Origin of the sequence: Jeotgalicoccus nanhaiensis, assembly GCF_015235105.1 — a bacterium.
GTDB classification, from domain to species: Bacteria; Bacillota; Bacilli; order Staphylococcales; family Salinicoccaceae; genus Jeotgalicoccus; species Jeotgalicoccus nanhaiensis.
Window position 1 is genome coordinate 26,257 of the sequence record NZ_JADGLW010000010.1, and the last position, 24,102, is coordinate 50,358.

Consider the following 24,102-nt stretch of genomic DNA (forward strand, 5'->3'; position numbering starts at 1 on the left):
TTATACATGAATTGCGGAAGTAAGACATTATTTTAGGATGATTGTATGAGTATAAATAAGTTAAATATAAATATTAAAGATAAATATATAGCACAGGCTTTTGAAATTTTAAACTTTTTCAAATCCATTATTATTGAAGTTCATCATATCGGTTCATCAAAGTTCACTCAAATTCCTCATAACTGCGATATGGATATTCTTTTTATCGTTAAATCATATGATGACGTGCGGAATCTTGCAGATATTTTAATTGCTGAAGGATATGTTCATGTCACTCAATTCTCTAATTACTTCAAAGATGATATGGTGATGAGAAAAGTCGTCGACGGACAGAATATAAATATGATTTTTATGAGCAGTGCAAGCTATAAGAAAAACGATATATTAATATGCACAGAGCATATGCTGATGAAAGGCGAGTACTTCACTCATTATAAAAAATTAAAAAAATCACTTCTTAAAAATGAAGTGACTGAAGCCGAATACGATGAACGTAAATATCGTCTCTTTCAAATGATTAAGGAAGAAAGAGATCATTTGACGAGCGTATAATTTCATATGTAGAGGAGATATTTATGAAAACAGCGAGAATAATTTACAATCCCACTGCCGGCAAAGAAAGTTTTCAAGACAAACTGCCTGCGGTGCTGAAGCGTTTCGAAGAGGCGGGCTATATTACGAGTACTCATGCAACTACAGGACCAAACGATGCAACTTATGCTGCGCGTTTTGCATGTGAACAGGGTTTTGATTTAATCGTCGCTTCCGGAGGGGACGGTACGATTAATGAAGTTATTAATGGTCTCGCAGAATACGATAAACGTCCGGAACTCGGCATAATTCCAATGGGAACAGTCAATGATTTTACCCGGGCTCTAAAAATTTCCAATGATATTGATGAAGCAGTCAGCATTATTTTAAATGGCAGAACAGGCAAAGTGGATCTTGGCAGTATGAACGGCAAATATTTTATGAATATTGCAGGCGGCGGAAAAATTACGGAAGTATCCTATGAAGCACCGAGCAAACTGAAAGCAGTTATCGGTTCTCTGGCGTATTACGTCAAGGGTATTGAACTAATTCCCCAGATGCGCAGTATTAATTTACGTATTGAATATGATGATGAATTGTTCGAAGGCGAAGTGATGATATTTCTGCTCGGTCTGACAAACTCCATCGGTGGCTTTGAGAGACTGGTGCCGAATGCAAAATTAAATGACGGTTATTTTACTCTCCTGATTCTCGAGCATGTCAATCTTGCGGAATTTGGTCATATACTGTCACTCGCAACACGGGGAGAGCATTTAAAACATCCTAAAGTACATTATTATAAAGCCCGGGATGTGAAAATTACTTCATTTGACGAAGTACAGCTGAATCTGGATGGTGAATTTGGCGGTGTGCTTCCTGCCCATTTTAAAAATTTAAAAGAATTTTTAAAAATAAGAGTGCCCGATGAGTTTTACAATGAGCTGTACAGTGAAGATAATGATTATAAGCTTTTGAATCAAGAAAACGAGTAAGTTCTGAGTACATATCAAATTTTGGGGTGAATATTTTGAAGCTGACGGTCTTTGCAACAACGGATGTGCACGGCGCAATTTATCCGTACAATTATTTTGATAATGAACCGAAAGAAAATGCATTATTAAAATTCAAGACTTATATAGATAAATATAAAGCGATGAACGGCAGCGAAGCTGTTATTACGGCCGACAACGGCGATTTGCTTCAGGGGGATGTCTGGAGTGAATATGACAGTGTAAACAGCAGCAGGGCTCTTGTTCCGGGTATTATTAATGAGATGTACGATGTTATCGGATTAGGCAACCATGAATTTAATTTTGGTCTGCCTTTTTTAAATGAATTTTATAATCAAGTTACTGTACCGATAGTGAATTCAAACGTGGATTTTCTGGATGATCCTTTAGAATCAATAATAAGAGCCTGTTATATTAAAGAAATAAAAACCGCTGACGGCCTTCTTAAAGTTGGATTTTTAAGTGTTGTGCCGACCCAAATTTTAAAATGGGATAAATTCCATCTGGAAGGCAGAGTAAAAGCAGAGCCTATGACTGAAGCGGTCAGAGAAACAACAGCGCAATTGAAAGATGGCGGCGCTGATATTATTATATTATTATCTCATACAGGTATGAGTGAGGCAGATGACGATTTAACACCGCTTGGTGAGAACCAGGCCGTCTTAATGGCTATGATGGAAGATATAGATGGTATTGTTTTCGGTCACACTCACGATGTGTTTCCAAGCGGCGATCTGCTGATTTCAGATGACCGTCTTGATATTGATACAGGAACATTCAATAAGATGCCAATGGTTCAGCCGGGCGTATCTGCAAGTCATCTCGGTGTGCTCAATTTCGATTTGGAGTACGACTCGGGTGTCTGGAAGGTCAGGCAGGCAGACAGCAGTTTAATCAGCGCAGAAGACATCGTTTTAAAAGATGATGAATTGGCAGACTACCAAAAAAAACATGAACAGGTGCTGGCTTATTTAAATATACCAATCGGCAAAACAGATTATCCGCTGACTACTTACTTTACAAGAGTAATACCATCACGCGGTGTGCAGTTTGTCTCGGAAGCAACAGTATGGTTTGCAAAAGAGCGGGCGGCGTTGAAAGAAAGCAATATACCGATTATCGGTTTTAACTCCGCAGTAAAAGTAGGGCGTGACGGGCCTCAGGATTATACTGCTATTCCTGCCGGAGAAATGACCATCGCAGACAGTATCGATATTTACAAGCATGCAAATACGCTGCTGATTATTAAAATTACGGGTAAAGTACTGAAAGAGTGGCTCGAATGGGCTGCTTCCTCGTTTAATGATTATGAAGGCGATGAAATACTGCAGCCGAATAACTCACGCTACGGTTTCCCGGGCTACAATTTCGATACATTTTTTGATTTGGATTATACTTTTGATATAACAAAACCGGCACGCTATGTCAGTTCAGCACACCGTCTTAATGATTCGGAACGTGTGATTAAAATGTCGTACAAAGGTAAGCGGATCAAAGATACAGATGAATTTATCGTGCCGGCAAATAATTATAAGGTGGCATATGTGCCATTTTTACGAGATGCTGAGATATTATATGAATCGGATATTTCAGTACGGGATATCGTGACAGAGTATGTAAAAAGCGGAGAGACTTTTGAATATCATAATCCGATGACGATTATTCCGCATGGAACATATAAATTCACGACGGCAACAGCGGCGGCGGAATATACAGACGGGCTGCCGGTAGAACATTTAAAAGACTGCGGCGACGGTTTCAGTATATTCAGCGTAAAGCTTTAAAATTAATGATATAAGAGGTTTTAACATGAAAGCAATAACTAAAAATAATAATTATGAAGCAGTCGTAGAGGACTATACACATGAAGGCATGGGGATAGTTAAAGTCGACGGCTATCCGGTATTTTTGCCGGATGTTTTAAAAGGTGAATCGGTAGAATTTAAAGCAGTCAAGGTAAACAGCAAATATGCTTTCGGCAAAGTTTTAAACATTCTTGAAGCCTCACCGAACCGTCAGACGCCGCCCTGTGAATATTACTTCCAATGCGGGGGCTGCCAGATACAAGTAATGAACGATGCCGAACAGGCATCATTTAAGCGTCAGGTCGTTGCCCAGAACATTAATCAGCAGGCAAGACTGAACCTTCATATTAACGATACGGTAACGGGAGATCCGTTATACTACCGCAATAAATCACAAATTCCCGTTCAGAAAATTGACGGTCAGGTAATTATGGGCTTCTATAAACCGCGTTCACACGACATCGTTGATATTGAACACTGTTATATTCAAAAAGATATTCATAATGACATTATGCTGTTTATAAAAGATAAACTGATTGAAGAGAATACATCGATTTACGACGAGAAATCACATCAGGGGCTGCTGCGTCATATCGTAATCCGTTCAAACAGCGATGATAGCGAAGTGCAGGTAGTCTTTATTACGAACGGCAAGAGAAATGAATTTTTATCGATTGTAAAAGCATTAAAAGAATCATTTCCGAATGTGAAAAGTATCGTGCAGAATATTAACGATGAAAAAACAAACGTGATTTTCGGCCAGCGTTCAATCGTTCTGCTTGGTCATGATTACATTACAGATACGCTGCTTGGAAAATCATTTAAAATACGCGATCGTTCATTTTATCAGGTAAACCATGAACAGACAGAAAAGCTCTATCAGATCGGGCTCGACATGGCCGATCTAAGCGGTGATGAAACAATTATTGATACGTATTCAGGCATCGGTTCAATCGGTCTTACAGCATCGGACCGTGTCAGCAAAATTATCGGAATTGAAGTTGTTGAAAGTGCAGTTGAAGATGCTAAAGAAAATGCGAAACTGAATGGCATCGATAATGCAGACTACTATTTAGGGAAAGCAGAAGAAGTAATGCCGAGACTCGTTAAAGAGGGCGTTAGCGCTGATGTTGTCTTCGTCGATCCGCCGAGAAAAGGATGTCATACAGAGTTCCTTGATGCACTGATAGAAGTTGCACCGAAGAAGATTGTATACATCTCATGTAATCCGAGCACACTGCAGAGAGACATGAAGTACCTGGAGAGACACGGCTTTAAAGCAGCGGAAGTTACACCGGTTGATCTTTTTCCTCAAACTAAACATATTGAGGCAGTTACTGTGCTCGAAAAACAACAGGATGTTATCAATTAGGAGGAAGTATTTTGAAGTTTATTTCATGGAATATCGATTCATTAAACGCCGCTTTGACCAGTGATTCTGCGAGAGCGTTATTATCACGTAATGTATTAAAGTCACTTCAGGAACATAATCCCGATGTCATTGCGATTCAGGAAACTAAATTATCGGCAGCAGGACCGACTAAAAAACATGCTGAAATTTTAAAAGAAGTATTTCCGGCTTATGAAGTTATCTGGCGGAGTTCCGTAGAACCGGCGCGTAAAGGTTACGCTGGAACGATGTTTTTGTATAAATCAGAGCTGAGTCCGGAAGTATCATATCCTGTAATCGGGGCACCGAAGCCAATGGATGCTGAAGGACGCATGATGACACTGGAATTCGATGATTTTTACATTACCCAGGTGTATACTCCGAATGCGGGCAGCGCCTTGAAACGACTTGATGAACGTCAGGTATGGGATCAAAAATATGCAGATTATTTAGAAGCACTGGATAAAAACAAACCGGTATTTGCAACTGGTGATTTCAACGTTGCTCACAGGGAAATTGATTTGGCAAATCCAAAAGGCAACCGCCGTTCTGCAGGTTTTACGGATGAAGAACGTCAGGGATTCACCAATCTTTTAAACAGAGGATTTACCGATACTTTCCGTCATATCCACGGTGATGTGACAGGTATTTACTCATGGTGGGCTCAGCGTGCAAAAACGAGCAAAATCAATAATTCAGGCTGGAGAATTGATTACTGGCTGGTAAGTAACCGTATTGCCGAAAAAGTCATTAAATCAGAAATGATTGATTCCGGCACAAGACAAGATCACACTCCTGTGCTGCTTGAAATAGAAATATAATCGGAAAAACTGTACATTTGCTTTGGAAAAAGCTGATGTACAGTTTTTTATCTTAATAATATATCTATAATTATCTGTTAATTGAAATTCACCTGGAGTAGAATAAGAGTAACTTTACATAAGGGGGATTTAAATGGAAGAGGTGACGAGTCTCATACATCCAGAGAATTATTGGGTGCTGTGGGCAATTTTAATAGGCTGGGCAGCTATTGCTATTATTTTAGAGCAGAAGTACAGCTGGGCGTCGAAATTATCGGGAGCAATTATTGCATTGGTCGGTGCGATGCTGCTCAGTAATACAGGAGTCATACCGCTGGATTCACCGGTCTATGATACAGTATGGACTTATGTAGTGCCGCTTGCGATTCCGCTGCTTTTATTTCAGTCGAATATCGTAAAAGTATGGCAGGAGAGTAAACGGCTGCTGATTATATTTTTAATCAGTACTGTAGGAACAATTTCCGGAACAATTGCTGCTTTCTTCATACTTAGAGAAGTTATTCCGCAGCTGAACTACATCGGTGCAATGCTGAGTGCATCCTATACGGGCGGCGGGGTAAACTTCGCTGCCATGGCTACACGTTTTGATGTGCCGCAGGACACTGTGTCATCAACAGTGGTAGCGGATAATCTGCTGATGGCAATTTACTTTTTTGTACTTATTCTGATACCGACTGTGTCTTTCTTCAGAAACAAGTTCGGTACGCCGCATATGGATGAGATGGAGAAAAATGGTACCGGTGACAACCAGGCTTCCAGCTACTGGGAACGTAAAGAAATATCATTAAAAGATGTCGCAAAAGCAATCGGTACAGCATTTGCAATTGTCGCTGTGTCATTCAGTCTGGCAGGTTTCTTTGCTGATCTGATACCTGAAAACAGCAATGTATTTCTAAGTATCCTTCGCGGTATCATCGGTGATGACTACTTGATGCTGACAACTTTAACCTTGCTGCTTGTCGCCATTTTCCCTAAATATTTCGAGAGCATCAGAGGTTCTCAGGAATTTGGAACTTTCTTTATCTATATCTTTTTCGTAGTTATCGGTGTGCCGGCATCGATTCCGTTAATTGTGCAAAATGCACCGTTAATATTAGTATTTGCTGCAATTATTGTATTGATAAACATGCTGATTTCATTTGGTTTCGGACGTCTGTTCAAGTTTAATCTGGAAGAAATCATTCTCGCATCTAATGCCAACATCGGCGGACCGACAACAGCAGCAGCGATGGCCATTTCACGCGGCTGGACAAAACTCGTCGGACCGATTTTAATCATCGGGACATTGGGTTATATTATCGGCAACTATATAGGCACTACACTTGGCTTGTGGTTCACATCATTAATGTAATAATAAAAGCAGAATCTCTCCGGAGCATACCAGAGAGGATCTGCTTTTATATTTAATACTCAGTATCTCTAATGGAGCTGAGCTGATCAAAACCAAGGTTGCCGCCGGTAATCACAAAACAGATTTTATCTTCAGGTTTTACTTCAATCTCTCCGTTAAGAACGCCGCCAATCCCGATCGAAGAAGAGATTTCCGCAAGTATTTTTGCTTCCATCAGCAGCAATTTCTGTCCTTTTTTCATAGCTTCTTCACTGACTGTATAGAATGTATCCACGTATTTTTGCACGATAGGGAAGTTCTTCTCACCTGGAATAATACTGACCAGGCCGTCTGCGATTGTACCTTTATTCTCTACCTGTGTAATCTCATTATTTTCTAAACTTGCAGCGAATTTAGGCAGATTGGCAGGTTCGACGCCGTGTACTTTAACATTATCAGCTGATTCTTTGACAGCTGTTGCGATACCGCCGACTAAACCGCCGCCGCTTGTCGGAACGAATATGTGATTTATATCCGGGAGTTGTTCTAAAATCTCAAGACCGACAGTGCCTTGACCCGCCATTACACGGTAGTCATTAAAAGGAGGAATCAGCGTATAGCCGTGTTCTTCTACCAATTTTTCCTGTAACTTAAAGCGTTCTTCTACAGTTGTCGGAATAATTTCAGCACCATGCTCTTTAATTTTTTCAAGTTTGAATGGCGGGGCAGTATCTGGAACAGCGACTGTTGCTTTAATGCCCAATAATTTTGAAGCGTAAGAAACCGCGTGACCATGATTTCCTGAAGATGAGGTAACTACACCGCGTTCCAGTTCTTCATCTGTCAGCTGAAGTATTGTATTCATTACACCGCGAAGCTTAAAAGCGTTTGTGCGCTGCATATTCTCTAGTTTTACATACACTTCACAGCCGAGGATTTCTTCAAGATTACGAAGTCTGAGAAGCGGAGTTTTAATAACATAAGGCGCAATTCGTTCACGCGCTGCTTTGATATCTGATAATGATAAAGTCATATGTACATCTCCCTTTGTTTGATTATCTTAATAATAACTCTATTAGAAGAAAATATAAATATATGATGTTTGGTAATATTATCTGACTCCACTTATAATGATACTAGTAGATAAAGTTTTAGGAGTGTTTATATGTACGTGGACCGTAAACCATCGATGGATTTAGAAGAGTTAAAAGAAGCAATGACTAAGAAATTTCAGACGAATCAAAATTTCAATTCACTTGAATATTTTGATGAAATGCTGAATTTCGTAGAATTAAATCATATATACTCTTCAGCTTTGGAAGAAATATCAACTAAACTTAAAATACTGGACGATGAATTCCAGGTCATTCATAAACATAATCCCATTCATCATATGGAACGGAGAGTTAAAGGAACACGCAGTTTACTGTCCAAACTGGAGCGTAAAAGTCTGCCTGTGACAGTTGAAAGTGCCAAGGATAATATATTCGACATCGCGGGTATGCGCGTAATCTGCAATTACATAGAAGATATTTACGTACTGGAAAAGCTGCTGTTGAAACAGGAAGATATTAAATTATTAAAACGCAAAGATTACATCGAGAAACCGAAAGAAAATGGTTACCGCAGTCTGCATATTGTTATTTCTGTGCCTGTGTTTTTATCGGAAAGTGTAGAACACACACCGGTGGAAATTCAAATCCGTACAATCGGCATGGACATGTGGGCAAGTTTCGAACATAAAATGCGTTATAAAAACACTAAAAAAGATACTGAAGAGTATATGACACTTCTCAAGGAATGTGCATTTGAAATATCAAATGTTGAGAACAAGATGCAGGACATGCATAATGATATTAAAGATTAATAACCGATACGGTAAATTTGAAAAGCAGGGGAATTAAATGTCGCTAAACGAGTTTATAACAGAACTGGAAAAAGAACTTGATGCATTGCCGGATAATCGGCGTGAGGAGCTTGTAAAAGATTTTGAAATGCAGATACAAAAAGCGATAGAGCTCGGGGATACTGAAGAATATCTTTTAAAAATACTAGGAGAACCCCGTAAGGTAGCTGAGAAATTTATCGCAGAAGAAATTGCTGAAGAAGAAGCGGAACCTGAACAGGAGACTCGAAAAACCGGTTTGCAGCCTGTCACAGGAAGTTTTGCCTCAGACTTGAAAAACTTCAGCATCAATCAGCTGGCAATCAGCGGAGAGAGCGCCGATATCAAAATTGAAAAAGGAAAGAAGCTCAGTATTAAATTTTTAAGCTATACCCATAAAGGGAAACTGGAATATGAAACTGACAATAATCAGCTGACAATATATCATACAGGCTCAGCAGGCGAAGTGAAATTTAATACAATTATTGATTTTATGAAAAAAAGAAAACAGCTGAAAAAAGATGAATTAATAATTACCTGGCCGGAAACTCTCGATATGCTGACAGTGAATAATCAGATCGGCAAAGTAACTATTAGTGATATCGAAGCAGAGGAGTTTAAAATAAAAACAAAGGAAGGCGCAGTAGAAGCTGCAGGTCTGACGGGGAACTACGGAGAATTTCAGTCGGAGATGGGCGCCTTGAAAATAGAATCGAGTGACTTCAGCAATCTGTACATGAATACAGAAATGGGTAAATTGACCGTTGCAGGAGTAAAATCGGAAAGGTACGATTTACTTACGGAACTCGGGAAAATAGCATTGAATAACTTGACACCGGACAGCGATCTAAAAGCGCTCAGCAAGATGGGATCAGTCAGTGTAAATTATCGCAAACAACCGAAATATACAAAAATAGTGGCGCGGGCAAATGTCGGTAAAGTAAAAAATGCATTGGCAGATAAAAAAATAGAAAAGCAGCTTTACAGAGCGGAATATATGAGCGAAATGGGATCTGTTAAAATAACATTATCTTAAAAGGGGAGATTAATTTGGCGCGCTGTACGAAATGTCAGACGGAATGGACGTTTAAAGATAAGGCTGGAGTATTTAAAAGCCTGTCGGGTTCTGTAAAGTGTCCTTACTGCAGGGCAGAACAATTTCTTAGTTTAAAAGCGCAAAAACAGACAGGCCTCGTAAACATGATTATTCCTGTAACCATGCTGCTGCCGCTTCCTTTCGGTCTACCTTTACCGCTTCATATAACACTGATTGTGCTCGGAATAATTACAGTAGTTATATTGAATATCACACTGGTAAAATTAAGCGGAAAAAAGGAATATATAATCTGAAAAGAAGGTATATGTAACGAGCCGTTATAGATATAAGCGGCTGTTATATTTATGAAATTATCAAAAGCAGAACAGATACACGAAAAAGATCCGCGGAATTTACTTCCCCGGATTTTTTTATATTAATAGTCTCTTTTTTGAATTTTTATCAATCCGATTACTGCAATCAGTATAATCCCGGCCGCTGAAGATACATAGTGTGCGGACAACCAATTATGAGAACCGGTGACTTCCGGAAGGAAGTAGAGGGGCAGGTATTCTCTAATAAATGTATTCACCCATTCAGATAAACCGTCCCACATCAAGATTCCGTCTAAGAGGGAAGGGAAGAGCATGATTGACAGCAGGACAATGATAAATAAAGCAAGCACATTACTGTAAAATGTACTGATTGTTAAAAATAAAGTGCCGTAAAATAGAGTATAAAGTACAAAATGCAAAATGATTTGCCACATCAATTCTCCTGGCATTTCAAGCCCAGCATAGGCTGCCAAAAAATAAGTTGATAAGCTGCCGGCAATGCCGAAAATTAATCCGACAATACCAATAGTGATGACTTTGGCAATATAATATTTCATTCGGTTTGTTTTTGTATTCATCATAAGAGTGATTGTATTCTGGCTGATATCTTTTGTGAATGGCAACATCGCGTTAATTACAACAAGCAGTGTACCGAAAAACGCAAAGAAGTATGTCAGCTGAATGACTTCAAATGGACCGTTTAAATTTGCGACTGAATAAGCGATTCCAAATGCCGGAAGAATACATAGGACGAGTGAGAAATAAGTAATCCAGCTCGTCATTATATTTTTAAAATCATAGAAGACAAGTTTACTGATTCTCATTCTGACCGCCGCCTTTCATCTGATTGAAGTAGTAATCTTTAACCGATCCCTGGTGTTTGTTAATATCTGCAGGGTAAACACTTTCGACACTTAAAGCTTTTAACATATCCTGAAGTAAGTGTACAGAAGTGGTAGATATAATATTTTCCGTCTGTTTTGCTGATTCATCAAACTTTTTAATCACGCCAAGAGCATACTCAATATCATCTTCATCAAAAACAAACGACATGGTCACAGTTGTACTCAATCTCTCAACATTTTCTTTATTGCTGAGTTTTCCCTGGTCGATAAATACAATGTCATCACTGACTGCTTCAATGTCTTCAAGTTTGTGACTCGAAATCAGCACTTTCATACCGTAATCCTGAGCCAGTTTCCGGATAATACTGAGCACTTCGATTGAGCCGTCGGGATCCATGCCGTTTGTCGGTTCATCGAGAATTAAATATTCCGGTTTTCGTGCAAGCGCAATAACAAGACCGAGTTTCTGCTTCATTCCCATCGAATATGTTTTCATCTTTTTATTTACATATTTTGTCATACCTAACTGTGCGAGCAGCGAATTAATAAATTCTTTATCGTAATTACCCGTGTATATTTTTGTGAAATATTCGATGTTGTATTTACCTGATTTGTTTTTATAGTACTTCGGTTCTTCGATTAAGTAACCAATCTCGGCATTATTGTCTTTAGCGACTGTGCCGGAATAGTTCTGAATAACGCTGCACATAATTTTCATCATCGTCGTTTTACCGGCGCCGTTTTTACCGATTAAACCTGTGACGCTGGAGTCGAGGGTAAAGTTAATATTATCGAGCACAGTATTACTGCGGTATTTCTTGGAAATGTTGCTTAACTTCATTTAAACATCCTCCTTGATACGAAATTGTTAATTTTCTTGTTCAAGTTCTTTTTTGGCTTTGTCCATTCTGTAATAAGCAATGAAAAGTATAATCACCGTTACCGGGAAGAGTACTGCCGGCAGAATTCTCATCAGAGCGAAGGGCAGTTCAAACAGAAATGCTCTCCAGAATTCCATGCCTTCTAAATCCCATAAACCGGGAGTTAAAAATATCATTCCGGGTCTGTCCGGCAGAAAAAGCATCGAGTAGAATAAAAAGAGAATTGCCAGCCCGCCTGTCATTTTCATATACCTTTTATAATAATTAATTTTTGACTCGCGATCCGAAAACAATTCATCGTTGCCGTCCGGTTTTTTTGACCAGACTTGTGTCATCGCGCCGAAACGTCCGCCTCTAATATGTTCCCAACCGAATTCTTCATGAATACTGAGGTATTCTTCGTATTTCGGTATGCTCATCATCTCCTGATAATCTACTCGGGTAATATAATCTTCAGAAGTTTCTTCGAACTTATAAATGAAATCCATTGAAATATCTGTTAAACGATAACCTTTATTTTGCATTTCGTTAATCCACTGTTCTGCCTTCAACGGGTCAAGAAAAAATTTGCACTTATTCATTTGGACCATCTCCATTTTCATAAAGGGAAATAAATTTCTTTAAACGCATATTTTCGATTGCGAGTATTTCTTCTCCTAGTTCTGTAACCTGATAAACTTTCCTGCGTTCTCCAGGATTAGAAATCAGTTCTATATAGTGATGTTTTTTCAGATTATCCAGGGCCCCGTAAAGCGTGCCCGCAGCAATATTAACTTCTCCGTCCGACATTTCGTTTACGAGCTGCATAATCGCGTAGCCGTGCAGCGGCTTTCTTAAGGCCAGCATTATCAGATGCATTGTTTCTGACAAAGGTAAAAGCTTCGGTCTCATATTATTCACCTCTAACTATATCGTCTAACTGTATAGTTCAAATATATAGTCTGACTGTATAAAAGTCAACTGTATATTATTTATGAAAATCAGCTAATAATTTAATCTTTTTATCATTTTACTCTCACTTAAATTTAGGAAAAGATATATAGAATATATGCAACGGATTATTTTGAACGTGTGGAAGGAAAGATATCTATGTTATTTAAAATGTACAGCCGGGCATATCAATGGATAATGAAAAATACTGCACCTTTATTGAACTGGCAGCCGCCGGCAGTAATCAACTGCGTAGGGTGTATTGAAAAACTGGCACCTAAATTAACGGAAGAGTCTATAAAAAAAGTACTGATTGTAACTGATGAAGGCATTGTTAAAGCAGGTCTGCTCGATAAAATGCTCGACAGTCTGAGCGAAGAAAATATTATTTATTTTATCTATAAAGGTACAAAAGCGAACCCGACAACGAAAAATATAGAAGAAGCATTAAAGGTTTTTAACGAGCAGAATTGTGAAGCTGTAATCGGATTTGGAGGTGGTTCGGCAATTGACTGTGCCAAAGGCACCGGTATCGCTGCAGCTAAAAATACGACGGATTTTAAACGATTTAAAGGCGTCTTAAAAGTGAGAAGTAAACTGCCTTACCTCGTTGCGGTTCCGACAACGGCGGGCACCGGCAGCGAAGCAACCATCGCCGCAGTGATTACCGACAGTGAAACCAGGGAGAAATATGCAATTATAGATACAAAACTGATGCCGGATGCGGCGGTATTAGACCCGGAGCTGCTCCTCGGACTGCCGCAGGATATGACGGCATATTCAGGCATGGATGCTTTAGCACATGCTGTCGAAGCTTATCTTAACCGGAGCAATACGAAGCAGACGAAAATGCTGAGCGAGGAAGCAGTTGAGCTGATCTATGACAACTTATACCCGTCGTATAAAAATGGTCAGGATATTCAGCTGCGGACGAATATGCAGCGGGCTTCTTATTTTGCAGGCAAGGCATTTACCCGGGCTTATGTGGGAAATGTTCATGCCATGGCGCATGCCTTAGGTGCTGAATATAATGTCCAGCACGGCCGGACTGTAGCTGTGATTCTCCCGTACATATTAGAAGAGTACGGCGAAGCGGTTCACGGCAAGCTCGCACACCTTGGTGATATTGCAAAAGTGACCGGGACAGAGGACAGTGACGCGGTTAAAGCAGAGAAATTTATAGCGAGTATTAAAGATTTAAATGAGAAAATGAATATCGGGACATCTTTCCCGGAATTGAAAACCGAAGATTTAAAGAAATTGTCTGCAGCAGCTTATAAAGAAGCAAATCCTCTCTACCCTGTACCGGTCATGTTCAGTAAAGCTGATTTTAGTCAAATGTATAAAAAATTAATGACTGCAGAATCAAAAGAAGGATAGTTCCTCCAGGGAGCTATCCTTCTTTTTTACGGGGCGGCGTGTGTATCGATGCTTCAATTGCAGCGCCGCCGCTGATGCCGAGTGCGATTCCGGCAGCAATCCAAAAAGCAGTGTATCCGAAAATTAAACCTGTAATAATTCCGAGGATAATACCGATTGCGGCGCCTATAGCCATGAACCGGTTAACGGAATTAAAATCGCGATGTCTGTATGCAGTCATACTATCATCCCCTTAACGGCAAAAATTTTCTCTTTTTATTTATATACCACGATAGTGAAAAACGAAACGATAAGTGAATATTACTACAGAATCGTAATGTATATTTTTTATTAAGAACAGTTGACTTTGTGTGTCATAAAGCATAAAATTTTATTGATAATGATTATCAGTGTCAATATCTTATAAAAATTCGAACGGAGAAAATAGATGAAAAAATTAGCGGTTTTAATGCTCGGAATATCAATTTTTGCTGCAGGCTGTTCAAATGATGAAAGTAATACAAGTGAGCAGGCATCTGAAGAGAGTGCAGCTGAAGAGCAGGTACTTACAGACGATGCAGGAAATGAAGTGGCAATTCCTGAAAATCCGGAACGTATTATAGGAACGTATCTTGAAGATGATTTACTTACACTGGAAGAAACACCGGCAGTACAATGGACAATAGGTGAAGACAGCGTTCAGGAATACCTTCAGTCTGAAGGTCTTGATGGATTGCCTTTAATGCCTTTCGATTTACCGTTTGAAACAGTTATCCAGGAAGAACCAGATTTAATACTGCTCAGTTCAGCGGACCTTGCAGAAGGTGAGAAATACGAAAGCTACTCTAAAATTGCGCCGACATTCATCGTTGAAAGCGGCAATTACGATGATTGGAGAGACCGTCTGACACGTGTTTCTGAAGTGTTCGGCAAAGAAGATTTAGCCGCAGAGAAAGTGGCTGAATACGATACACTCAGTGAGGAAACAGCAGCTGATCTGGAAAGCGAAATCGGCGGTGAAACTGCAGCCGCAATCTGGTGGACTGGTGATTCTTACTTTATCTCAAATAAAGATAAGTCGAGCGGTGAAGTATTATATAACGATTTAGGTTTAAGTGCACCTGCCCTGGTCGAAGAACTTTCAGAGGGTAATGAAACGCCGTGGATTGAAGCCTCGCTTGAAAGCCTGGCTGAAATGGAAGCTGATCATATTTTCTTTATCGGCAATAGTGAAGGAGACAGTGAAACAGCATTTTCAGATGATGTATTTAAAAATATTCCGGCTGTAGAAAACGGAAATGTTTATGAATATACTCGGGAAGACAGCTGGCTGTACAGCGGCTATATTGCAAACAGTTTAATCGTTCAGGACGTCGAGGAAGCATTAGGTTCTAACTAAGGAGTGTATTTTTAATGACGGACAATATATATGATGTCACAGTAATCGGCGGCGGACCTGCTGGCCTGTTCAGTGCATTTTATGCGGGCCTTCGTGAAATGAAGACTAAAATAATTGACGGGCAGGATAAACTCGGCGGCAAGGTGCATCTTTATCCTCAAAAAATGATTTGGGATATCGGCGGAACTGAGCCGCTGGCAGCTGGGAAATTGATAGAGAAATCGATTGCGCAAGGGTTAACGTTTGAACCGGAAGTGGTATTGAATACGATAGTGACTAATATTCACAAAGACAATGATGAGTACTTTACGGTTGAGACGTCTGAAGGAGATAAGCATTACTCCAAAAGTGTGATTATTACAATCGGCGGCGGAGGCATGATTAAGCCTGTCAAACTTAATCTTGAGAATGCCCATCTGTTTGAGAATAAAAATCTTCACTACGCAGTACCCGATATTAAACGGTTTACCGATAAAAAAATACTCATTACCGGCGGCAGCTATTCAGCAGTAGACTGGGCAAATGATCTGTCGCCGATAGCGCGTGAAATTCATATTATCTACCGGGGCGATGATTTGACAGCACATGAGGCGGATGTCAGCCGGCTGCAGAAAAATGGTGTGAAAGTCATGACAAAGTCTGAAGTCACTGGAATCAGCGGCGGAGATTTGATGGAATATGTCGAGATTACTAATAATCACACTGGTGAAACTACCAGCGATGCCTATGATGAGCTGATTGTGAATCACGGCTACGATCAGGAAAATCTCCTGTTCAGAGAAAATAATCTTGGTCTTAATCTTGAAAATGACTTTTTTGTTAAAGCAGAACCGACGGGGCTGACTAATGTCGAGGGAATCTTTGCTGCCGGAGACTGCATCAGATACATGGGCAAAGTAAACTTGATTGCGGGAGCTTATGCAGATGCTGTCAATGCTGTTAACAATGCGAAAACTTACATCGATCCGAAAGCTGATCAGTTTGCGATGGTGTCGTCTCACAACCAGCGTTTTAAAAATAAAAACAAAAAAATAATGTATTAAAGTTTAGACGGCTTGAGAATCTGTATTTTGAGATTTTCAGGCCGTTTTTGCTTCGGGGGTTGGTATGATCGGGTTTCGTGTGTACCCGCGGGTGCTGGGGTTGGTATGATTGGGGCTAGTGTGTACCCGCGAGTGCTGGGGTTGGCATGATCGGGTTTCATGTGTATCCGCGAGTGCTGGGGTTGGCATGATCGTGACTCATGTGTATCCGCGGACTCTGGGGCTGGTATGATCGGGTTTCATGTGGATCCGCGGGTGCTGGGGTTGGCATGATAGGGGTTCATATGTACCCCAGCCAGCGGTTTAGACTTTTATCAATTTTGCTTGCAACAATTCGTGTCTATAAGTAAAATTATATAAATGAAGAGATGTGTGAGGAGATAAAAGTGGCTAAAATTAACAATGAACATATTGAAACATTTACAATAACTATAGATGATTTGGATAAAAAGGGGTCTGGCCGGGGATATGCCTTGCGTGATCACGGCGGCCATAAACCCCGTAAGCTGAACCTTGCTGTGCCGCAGACACTGAGAGGGGAAACAGTCACAGTTGATGTGCCAAATCCGACCCGAAAACGCGCAAATGTACTACCGAAAGAAATAGTCACAGCGCACCCTGATCGGGTGACACCCCCGTGTCCGCATTTTGAATTATGCGGCGGCTGCGTATGGCAGCATTGGAGCTACGAAGCTCAGCTGAAAGAGAAAACCGACTTAGTTAAGCGGGAACTGGAGAAGAATAATTTTGACGCTTCTGTGGTGAAAGATGCGATAGGAATGGAAGAACATCCTTTTGAATACCGCAATAAAATGGAGTTTACATTCGGTAAAAATGGTGAGCTCGGCATGCACGAACTTGGCAATTTCCGTAAAATTATCGATCTTAATACATGTTTAATTGCTAACAATGAAATGGTTGAAGCAATGCTGCTTGTGTCTAAATGGGCGGGAAAACACGAGCTTCCAGGGTATGATAAAGAAGACCACAGCGGTCTGCTCCGACACTTAATGGTCAGACGCTCTCAGGAAACTGAAGAAATGATGTTAGCGGTATTTGCGACTGATAAGCCGGATGGTGAACTAAAACCTTTAATCGATGAACTCGTTGAAGAACTGACGGCGAAATTTGCTAATCTTAAAAGTTTAATGTGGATGGTCAATACAGACATTGCGGACCGTACACAATCTGAAGATACGCATTTACTTTTTGGCAGGGATTATATCCATGACGTGATGTACGGATATAAATACCGCACCTGGTTCGATACCTTCTTCCAGACGAATCCGACTCAGGCGGAAAAACTGGTTGAACTGGCACTTGAAATGGCAGATGCGAAAGACCATGAACGTATGATTGATCTGTTCTGCGGTGTTGGGACATTCTCGCTGCCGTTTGCTAAAAGAGTAAAAGAACTTGCAGGTATTGAGATTGTTGAATCATCTATTGAATCGGCGAAACGCAATGCCGCAGATAACGGTATTGATAATACTTACTTCCTTGCGAAAGATGCGCGCCGGGGCATGGATGAAATACTCGAAACGTGGGGGATTCCTGATCTCCTGATGCTGGATCCGCCTCGTTCAGGTGCAGGCGGCAAAGTAATGCGCCGTATTGCAAGGCTTGGAACAGACAGAGTAGTCTATGTTTCTTGCAACCCGGAAACATTTGCAGAAGATATTACATGGCTGAGAGAATTCGGCTATGAATTAAAAACTGTGCAGCCTGTGGATTTATTCCCGCACACGGTGCATGTTGAAGTAGTGAGCCTATTGGTTAAAACCATTTAAAGATAAAGAAGCCGTTTGAAGAATGATAAAAATCTTCAAACGGCTTTTTAGTATATTAATCTAATGAATCCGATACTTTAACAATCTGTTTTCCGAAGTTGTCTCCGGTAAAGAGGTTTCTGAAGGCTTCCGGAATTTTATCGAATCCTTCGGCAATCGATACTTCGGATTTAATTTTACCTTCCTGAACCCACTGGGCAAGCTGCTTACTTGCTTCTTCAGCTTCATCTTCGAATTGAGCGACGAGAAATCCCTGCATCAGGGCTTGAGATTTAATCAGCTGCTGTTGGACGCGGGGACCGTTATCTTCTTTACTGTTGTAAGAAGAAATCGCTCCGCAGACAGGAATTCGTGCAAAACGGTTCAAGTGTTTAAACACTTCGTCTGAAACAGTGCCGCCGACGTTTTCAAAATATACATCAACACCATCGGGCACTGCAGCTGCAAACTGCTCTTTAAAATCATCTGCTTTATAATCGACACCGGCATCAAAACCTAATTCTTCAGTAAGATAAGTGACCTTTTCCCGGCCCCCGGCGATGCCGACAACTTTTGCACCTTTAATTTTAGCAATCTGGCCGACGACAGAACCGACCGCACCGGAAGCAGCAGAGACAACGACAGTTTCCCCTGCCTGCGGTTTACCGATATTTAATAAGCCGCCGTAAGCAGTGTGGCCGGTCATACCGAGTGTGCTTAAATATAAATGAAGCGGAACTTCCGTTGACGCTACTTTACTTACACTGTCAGCTGATACCGTATTATACTTTTTCCATGACAGATGACCTGTTACGACATCATTTTCCTTGAAACCGTCAGCATTCGACTCTACAACTCTGCCGAGCACGTGACCATTTAGTGGTTCATCTATATCAAAAGGTTTCGCATAGGATTTCGTATCATTCATGCGGCCGCGCATATAAGGATCGACTGAAATATAAACACTTTCAATTAAAAGTTCATTGTCTCCGGGCGTGTTAATATCAATATCTTCGAATCTGAAAATATCGTCACCAGGCATTCCTTCCGGGCGTTTTGCTAAAACTATCTGTTCATTTTTCAAAATAATCCTCCTCAAAATATTGTTTAAGAACATACTTAAATATAATACCCGGAAAAGGATGGGCTAAATTACTGTATAGAGAATTTTATTTAAAAGGATAAAAACCCATGGACTTTGTGGAAGATACAGAGTTCGTGAAACCATCTGCATGTACTTTGTTAAATCAACAACGTTCATAGCCTGATTTGCATGAACTTTGTCAAATCAACAACGTTCATAGCCTGATTTGCATGTACTCTGTCAAATTAACAACGTCCATAGCCTGATTTGCATGTACTCTGTCAAATTAACAACGTCCATAGCCTGATTTGCATGTACTCTGTCAAATCAACAACGTCCATAGACTGATTTGCATGAACTTTATCAAATCAACAAAGTACGTAGCCTAGTCTGCATGGACTTTGTTAAATCAACAACGTCTCTCAAGCACAGAATACACTAGTCTTCATCTGCCAGCCTGCGCAGTTCATCCCGCGTTTCTTTTGGCAGTCCTTCACCGTAATCCATCATGCGGACAATATCTTTAAATGCTGCTTTCGGTATTTTCAAATCATCCAAGTCATCAATAGTAAATTGCAGATCTATTTCATCTTCACGGCCGTCGCGCAGTTTCGTGACAAAATCCGGCTCTGTAATGAACGGGCTGGAGGCACCGACCATGTCTGCATATTCCAATGCTTCCAGTGCTTTGTCCGGTGAATTTACACCGCCTGTTGCCATCATCGGAATTTCTCCTTTTACATGTTCGTAAACGACTTTATTAACAGGTTCACCCTGGTGCGGACCGGCTGCACGGACTTCATTCTGATAAATATTGCGTCCCCAGCTTGCGATAGCGAGGTAATGGATATCTGTAATTTCCCGGGCCCAATCGACGAACTGTAAAAATTCATCTACGCTGTAGCCGACGTCATCGCCGCGGGTTTCCTCAGGCGTGCCTCTGAAACCGAAGATAAAATCTGCAGGCGCATGTTCTTTAATTACGTCACTGACTGCTTTAATCACTTCGAGGCCGAAACGGGAACGGTTTTCGAGTGAAGCTGCGCCGTACTCGTCCTCACGTTCATTCGAAAATTTAGAGAAAAATGTCTGGATTAACAGACGCTGGGCTGCTGATACTTCCACACCGTCAAATCCGGCATCGATTGCCCGTCTTGCAGCATCTGCATACTGCTGAATAACTGTATCGATTTTACGTTTTGTCATCGGCAGCACCTGGTGTTTAATTGGTGTGTTTAATTCCATAAAGCTCGGGCCGTAAACCACTCCAAGATCCAGTATAGCCTGATTGGAAAACCGCCCGGCGTGGGTTAACTGCAATATCGCTTTAGCACCGTCTTTTTTCATCGCTGCAGCGAGTTTTTTCAACCCCGGCACTGTCCGGTCATCACTAACGCTGAAGCCGTATTCAAACAGCTGGCCGTAAGGTTCGATATAAGCAGCTCCTGTTACTTGAATCGGTGCTGATGCTGCTCTTCGTGCATGATATAGCTCATCTTCAGCGGTAACATAGCCGTCGACAGTCGATGAGTTTGTAATCATCGGCGAGAGGACGAAACGGTTTGACAGTTCAATCCCGTTCGGTAAAAGTAAAGGTTTAAATAAAGGCGAGTATTTTTTATTCATCATGCTTCTCCTTAATATGTACGTTCTTTTCTTATTACTTTCAAAGTAGCAAGGTATAAAATTAATGTCAATCAGCTGGTTGGAAAATCGCATCAGTATCATCCTGATATTGATTATGAGCAGCCGTGCTGAGTCCGTTCAGTTACTATGATACAATCATGTCAGTATAAAAAATAGTGTGAGGGTAAATAAATGAAGCAATTACTGGATGTCTCCGATATTGAAAATATAAAAATTACCGGCGTGTCTTTTGTCGATGATATTGTTGGCCTCGGTGAGAAAAGAATCACAATTGATGTGAAACATTTTAACCGTCTGGAACTAAAAGAAAATGAGGCTGAATTAGTTATTAACCGTAAATCCCTGGCCGATTACCAGGATGAGCGGAATAAGGCACTTCTTGAGCGCGAGAATTATGCAGAATTCGACCATATGAACAGTATGCTTGCTATGCTTGAGCATGATTTTTTCAGCATTGACCGCATCAAATTATTCTATCGGAACGCTGATAACCTTTCCGGAGAATACGTCATCGATACTTCAGATGAAAACCTGGTCGCCATGAAGAGTGAAGTGCATAATGGAGAGCTGCTTCTAAAAGTGTACTCTAAATGATGGATAAAAAGGATGAAGCGGCTTTATTAGCTGTTCCATCCTTTTTACTTAGGAAAACGCTGAATACATAATGGTTTAACAGGCACGGATGTTGAGCATTACAATTACATTGACGATAAAATTTAACACCGATATAATAAGTATAATTTGGAATACAAATGTGCCTTAAAGGATTTGTTCAAATGATTAAATTTAGCGTATTGGATTATGCTGTTATAGATGAGGGGCAAATGCCGGAAACTGCACTGAAAGAAACTGTTAAGCTTGCCCAAGCTGCTGAGAGTTTAGGCTTTCAACGGTTCTGGATGGCGGAACATCACGATGTGAATGCATTTGCGAGCAGCAGCCCTGAGCTGTTAATGATGCACATACTCGGCCAGACATCAACTATCCGGCTCGGCTCCGGAGGGGTAATGATTCCGCATTACAGCCCTCTGAAAGTTGCTGAGAATTTCAGGGTAATGGAGAGTTTATATCCGGGCAGAGTAGACCTTGGTGTTGGAAACACGCTTGGGACCCCTGCGGTTAACAAATCGATGAACGAAATGCGTCCGCGAAAGCAGCGTTATGAAGAAAACATCAGTGATATAAAGAAATACGTTACGAATACCGATGATGAGAATCACCGTTTTAATGAGGTTGCTGCAAATCCAAAAGGAGAAACGAATCCGGAAATGTGGGTGCTCAGCACGAGTGTCCGCACGGCGGAACTTGCTGCCCGCCAGGGTATTGGGTATACGTTCGGCCTGTTTCCTCATACTTCAAAAGATAAAACTGAGGTCGGTAAAGAAGCAGCGCGTGTATACAGGGAACATTTCGTGCCGTCTCCGGTCATGGAGAAGCCGAATGTTATGATCTCACCTTTTGTAGTCATTGCAGAGACAAATGAACAAGCGTCTAGATTCGCAAAGGCTTTAGATCTATGGCTTCTCGGCAAAATGAATTTCAGTGAATTTGAACGTTTTCCATCGGTTGAAACTGCAGAGAAATACACTTATACTGTAGAAGAACTGAAAAAGCTGTCGGCAAACCGCTCGCGTATGGTGGTGGGAGATGGAAAGAGTGTAAAACAGCAGCTGGAGACACTTGCAGAAACATTCGGCGCCGACGAACTTCTGCTGATTCCGCTGATGCCGGGTGCTGAAAACAGACAGCGTGCACTGGAATTAATATCATCAGAATTCAATTTAAAAAATAGAAAGAAGGATAACAATGAAAAAGGTTGCTAACTATTTATGGGTTGAAAAAAACGGCGAGGAGTACACGCTTATCATGACTCCGGAACTCCAGGACGATATCGGTACTGTAGGATTTGTAGAATTTACAAAAGCTGAAGAGGTAGCTAAAAACGATTCGCTGCTTGAGCTTGAAGCATCTAAAACAGTTCTTGACCTGGCATCACCGCTTGCTGGTAAAATTGTTGCAGTTAATGAGAAGGCAACAGACGAGCCTACACTGTTAAACTCGGCTAAAGCAGATGAAAGCTGGGTTGTTAAACTTACCGGTGTTGACGAAGCTGAATTTAATGCGCTTGCTGATGCTTAAATAAAAGCGGAATATATATTTTAAGGCTTGCATTCATATGTGCTTACATAGGGTGTAAGTCTTTTTTTAGAATTGGGTGAAATTATATGATGACTCAGACAGACAGACTCCATTTTTTAATATCTTATATGCAGCAGGAAAAAAATATTGAACAGTCGGTGCCGGACAGTTTTAACGAACGTTTTGAAGTATTCCGGGGACTTGCCAACGAACGTCCCGCAGTTAAAATCAGCAGGGAATTTCTCGATGTGCAGGATGCGTTTTTATCAGAATATAATGCTGGAAATGTGACGGAATTTGAATCGCTGAAACCCGTGAAAAAGCAGCTTTACATATGGCAGGGAGACATCACGGCGCTGAGAATTGAAGCAATCGTCAATGCAGCCAATACTGAAATGCTCGGCTGCCTGATTCCTAATCATAACTGCATCGATAATATTATTCATACGAAAGCAGGAGCGGAATTACGTCTTGAATGTGCGGAACTAATGAGAAAACAGGGCAGAAAAGAAGCGGTAGGCAGGGCGAAAATCACGTCCGCTTATAATCTGCCTGCTGACTATGTTATTCATACAGTAGGGCCGGTAGTTCAGGACGAGAGAGTATCTCAGATGAAACAGGACCTGCTTGCTAAATGTTACAGAAGCTGTCTTGAACTTGCCAGGCAAAAAGAAATCAAAACAATTGCCTTCTGCAGTATATCTACCGGGGTCTTTGGTTACCCGAAAGAAAAAGCTGCAGAAATTGCAGTAAATACTGTACAAGAATATTTAGAGGAGACGGGGTCTGAAATTAAGGTTGTATTTAATGTATTTAGTAAGGACGATTTAAAAATCTATAAGAATCTTTTGACTTGAGAGAGG

At 40.8% G+C, this 24,102-nt stretch carries 25 protein-coding genes and 1 pseudogene; 18 read left to right on the forward strand and 8 right to left on the reverse strand.

The window, feature by feature from the left end:
* Positions 1-45 precede the first annotated feature (45 nt).
* The 6 genes from IR135_RS10645 to IR135_RS10670 all read left to right on the forward strand — a co-directional run bounded on the left by IR135_RS10645 (position 46) and on the right by IR135_RS10670 (position 6,908).
* Positions 46-552 carry a GrpB family protein gene (locus IR135_RS10645; protein ID WP_135099239.1) on the forward strand — a complete coding sequence of 169 codons (507 nt, stop codon included), beginning with the start codon at positions 46-48 and terminating at the stop codon, positions 550-552.
* A gap of 23 nt (positions 553-575) precedes the next feature.
* Positions 576-1,523 (forward strand): diacylglycerol kinase, encoded by a 948-nt coding sequence (locus IR135_RS10650; RefSeq protein ID WP_135099241.1) that lies wholly within the window; start codon positions 576-578, stop codon positions 1,521-1,523.
* 35 nt (positions 1,524-1,558) lie between these two features.
* Positions 1,559-3,325, forward strand: coding sequence for a 5'-nucleotidase C-terminal domain-containing protein (locus IR135_RS10655; RefSeq protein ID WP_135099243.1), 1,767 nt, complete (start codon positions 1,559-1,561; stop codon positions 3,323-3,325).
* A gap of 25 nt (positions 3,326-3,350) precedes the next feature.
* A complete protein-coding gene (gene rlmD, locus IR135_RS10660) occupies positions 3,351-4,718 on the forward strand; it encodes a 23S rRNA (uracil(1939)-C(5))-methyltransferase RlmD (protein WP_135099245.1) in 1,368 nt (455 codons plus the stop codon).
* An 11-nt stretch (positions 4,719-4,729) separates the two neighbouring features.
* Positions 4,730-5,557 carry an exodeoxyribonuclease III gene (locus IR135_RS10665; RefSeq protein ID WP_135099247.1) on the forward strand — a complete coding sequence of 276 codons (828 nt, stop codon included), beginning with the start codon at positions 4,730-4,732 and terminating at the stop codon, positions 5,555-5,557.
* Between the two features lie 133 nt (positions 5,558-5,690).
* Entirely contained in the window at positions 5,691-6,908 is a 1,218-nt protein-coding gene (locus tag IR135_RS10670; protein WP_135099249.1) for a DUF819 domain-containing protein, read from the forward strand.
* A 52-nt stretch (positions 6,909-6,960) separates the two neighbouring features.
* Here the strand turns inward: IR135_RS10670 and IR135_RS10675 are convergent, their stop codons facing one another.
* Entirely contained in the window at positions 6,961-7,920 is a 960-nt protein-coding gene (locus IR135_RS10675; protein WP_135099251.1) for a threonine ammonia-lyase, read from the reverse strand.
* Between the two features lie 132 nt (positions 7,921-8,052).
* Here IR135_RS10675 and IR135_RS10680 point away from each other — a divergent pair, with 132 nt between their 5' ends.
* Genes IR135_RS10680 through IR135_RS10690 form a run of 3 tightly spaced genes read left to right on the forward strand, consistent with a single transcriptional unit; the run spans position 8,053 to position 10,122 of the window.
* Complete coding sequence (locus tag IR135_RS10680) at positions 8,053-8,754, forward strand: GTP pyrophosphokinase (protein WP_135099253.1); 702 nt, start codon at positions 8,053-8,055, stop codon at positions 8,752-8,754.
* Positions 8,755-8,791: 37 nt separating this feature from the next.
* On the forward strand, positions 8,792-9,808 hold the full coding sequence (locus IR135_RS10685; protein WP_135099255.1) for a DUF4097 family beta strand repeat-containing protein: 1,017 nt from the start codon (positions 8,792-8,794) through the stop codon (positions 9,806-9,808).
* Positions 9,809-9,822: 14 nt separating this feature from the next.
* Positions 9,823-10,122 carry a TIGR04104 family putative zinc finger protein gene (locus tag IR135_RS10690; protein ID WP_167753412.1) on the forward strand — a complete coding sequence of 100 codons (300 nt, stop codon included), beginning with the start codon at positions 9,823-9,825 and terminating at the stop codon, positions 10,120-10,122.
* 122 nt (positions 10,123-10,244) lie between these two features.
* Here the strand turns inward: IR135_RS10690 and IR135_RS10695 are convergent, their stop codons facing one another.
* The 4 genes from IR135_RS10695 to IR135_RS10710 are packed head-to-tail and all read right to left on the reverse strand — an operon-like array spanning position 10,245 to position 12,760.
* Positions 10,245-10,967, reverse strand: coding sequence for a hypothetical protein (locus IR135_RS10695; RefSeq protein ID WP_135099259.1), 723 nt, complete (start codon positions 10,965-10,967; stop codon positions 10,245-10,247).
* The gene (locus IR135_RS10700; protein ID WP_135099261.1) at positions 10,954-11,829 is read right to left on the reverse strand and encodes an ABC transporter ATP-binding protein; all 876 of its coding nucleotides are present in this window, start codon (positions 11,827-11,829) and stop codon (positions 10,954-10,956) included. Before IR135_RS10700 ends, IR135_RS10695 begins: the two co-directional genes overlap by 14 nt.
* Before the next feature lie 27 nt (positions 11,830-11,856).
* The gene (locus tag IR135_RS10705; protein ID WP_228063498.1) at positions 11,857-12,450 is read right to left on the reverse strand and encodes a DUF2812 domain-containing protein; all 594 of its coding nucleotides are present in this window, start codon (positions 12,448-12,450) and stop codon (positions 11,857-11,859) included.
* Complete coding sequence (locus tag IR135_RS10710; RefSeq protein WP_135099265.1) at positions 12,443-12,760, reverse strand: PadR family transcriptional regulator; 318 nt, start codon at positions 12,758-12,760, stop codon at positions 12,443-12,445. Before IR135_RS10710 ends, IR135_RS10705 begins: the two co-directional genes overlap by 8 nt.
* Positions 12,761-12,958: 198 nt before the next feature.
* On the opposite strand from IR135_RS10710, the gene IR135_RS10715 reads away from it, so the two are divergent.
* Positions 12,959-14,179, forward strand: coding sequence for an iron-containing alcohol dehydrogenase (locus IR135_RS10715; protein ID WP_228063499.1), 1,221 nt, complete (start codon positions 12,959-12,961; stop codon positions 14,177-14,179).
* Positions 14,180-14,192: 13 nt separating this feature from the next.
* On the opposite strand, the gene IR135_RS10720 is transcribed toward IR135_RS10715, so the two are convergent.
* Positions 14,193-14,399: a hypothetical protein gene (locus IR135_RS10720; protein WP_135099267.1), complete on the reverse strand. Its 207-nt coding sequence runs from the start codon at positions 14,397-14,399 to the stop codon at positions 14,193-14,195.
* A 207-nt stretch (positions 14,400-14,606) separates the two neighbouring features.
* Between IR135_RS10720 and IR135_RS10725 the strand changes: the two genes are divergently transcribed.
* The 4 genes and pseudogenes from IR135_RS10725 to rlmD (IR135_RS10740) all read left to right on the forward strand — a co-directional run bounded on the left by IR135_RS10725 (position 14,607) and on the right by rlmD (IR135_RS10740) (position 18,390).
* Positions 14,607-15,557, forward strand: a complete 951-nt coding sequence (locus tag IR135_RS10725; RefSeq protein WP_135099269.1) for an ABC transporter substrate-binding protein — start codon at positions 14,607-14,609, stop codon at positions 15,555-15,557.
* Between the two features lie 14 nt (positions 15,558-15,571).
* Positions 15,572-16,600: an NAD(P)/FAD-dependent oxidoreductase gene (locus IR135_RS10730; protein ID WP_135099271.1), complete on the forward strand. Its 1,029-nt coding sequence runs from the start codon at positions 15,572-15,574 to the stop codon at positions 16,598-16,600.
* A 235-nt stretch (positions 16,601-16,835) separates the two neighbouring features.
* Positions 16,836-16,907: pseudogene (locus IR135_RS11790) on the forward strand (hypothetical protein); the annotation flags it as partial.
* Between the two features lie 88 nt (positions 16,908-16,995).
* Positions 16,996-18,390, forward strand: a complete 1,395-nt coding sequence (gene rlmD / locus IR135_RS10740) for a 23S rRNA (uracil(1939)-C(5))-methyltransferase RlmD (RefSeq protein WP_318272361.1) — start codon at positions 16,996-16,998, stop codon at positions 18,388-18,390.
* A gap of 55 nt (positions 18,391-18,445) precedes the next feature.
* On the opposite strand, the gene IR135_RS10745 is transcribed toward rlmD (IR135_RS10740), so the two are convergent.
* Together IR135_RS10745 and IR135_RS10750 are read right to left on the reverse strand one after the other, a co-directional pair.
* Positions 18,446-19,453: an NADP-dependent oxidoreductase gene (locus IR135_RS10745; protein WP_135099275.1), complete on the reverse strand. Its 1,008-nt coding sequence runs from the start codon at positions 19,451-19,453 to the stop codon at positions 18,446-18,448.
* Between the two features lie 438 nt (positions 19,454-19,891).
* Positions 19,892-21,079, reverse strand: a complete 1,188-nt coding sequence (locus IR135_RS10750; RefSeq protein WP_135099278.1) for an NADH-dependent flavin oxidoreductase — start codon at positions 21,077-21,079, stop codon at positions 19,892-19,894.
* Between the two features lie 192 nt (positions 21,080-21,271).
* On the opposite strand from IR135_RS10750, the gene IR135_RS10755 reads away from it, so the two are divergent.
* The 4 genes from IR135_RS10755 (at position 21,272) to IR135_RS10770 (ending at position 24,096) form a co-directional block, all read left to right on the forward strand.
* A complete protein-coding gene (locus IR135_RS10755; RefSeq protein WP_135099280.1) occupies positions 21,272-21,694 on the forward strand; it encodes a hypothetical protein in 423 nt (140 codons plus the stop codon).
* A gap of 182 nt (positions 21,695-21,876) precedes the next feature.
* Positions 21,877-22,923, forward strand: coding sequence for an LLM class flavin-dependent oxidoreductase (locus tag IR135_RS10760; RefSeq protein ID WP_194194262.1), 1,047 nt, complete (start codon positions 21,877-21,879; stop codon positions 22,921-22,923).
* Complete coding sequence (locus IR135_RS10765) at positions 22,907-23,239, forward strand: glycine cleavage system protein H (protein ID WP_115885476.1); 333 nt, start codon at positions 22,907-22,909, stop codon at positions 23,237-23,239. Before IR135_RS10760 ends, IR135_RS10765 begins: the two co-directional genes overlap by 17 nt.
* An 89-nt stretch (positions 23,240-23,328) precedes the next feature.
* The gene (locus IR135_RS10770; RefSeq protein ID WP_135099331.1) at positions 23,329-24,096 is read left to right on the forward strand and encodes a protein-ADP-ribose hydrolase; all 768 of its coding nucleotides are present in this window, start codon (positions 23,329-23,331) and stop codon (positions 24,094-24,096) included.
* Positions 24,097-24,102: the final 6 nt, after the last annotated feature.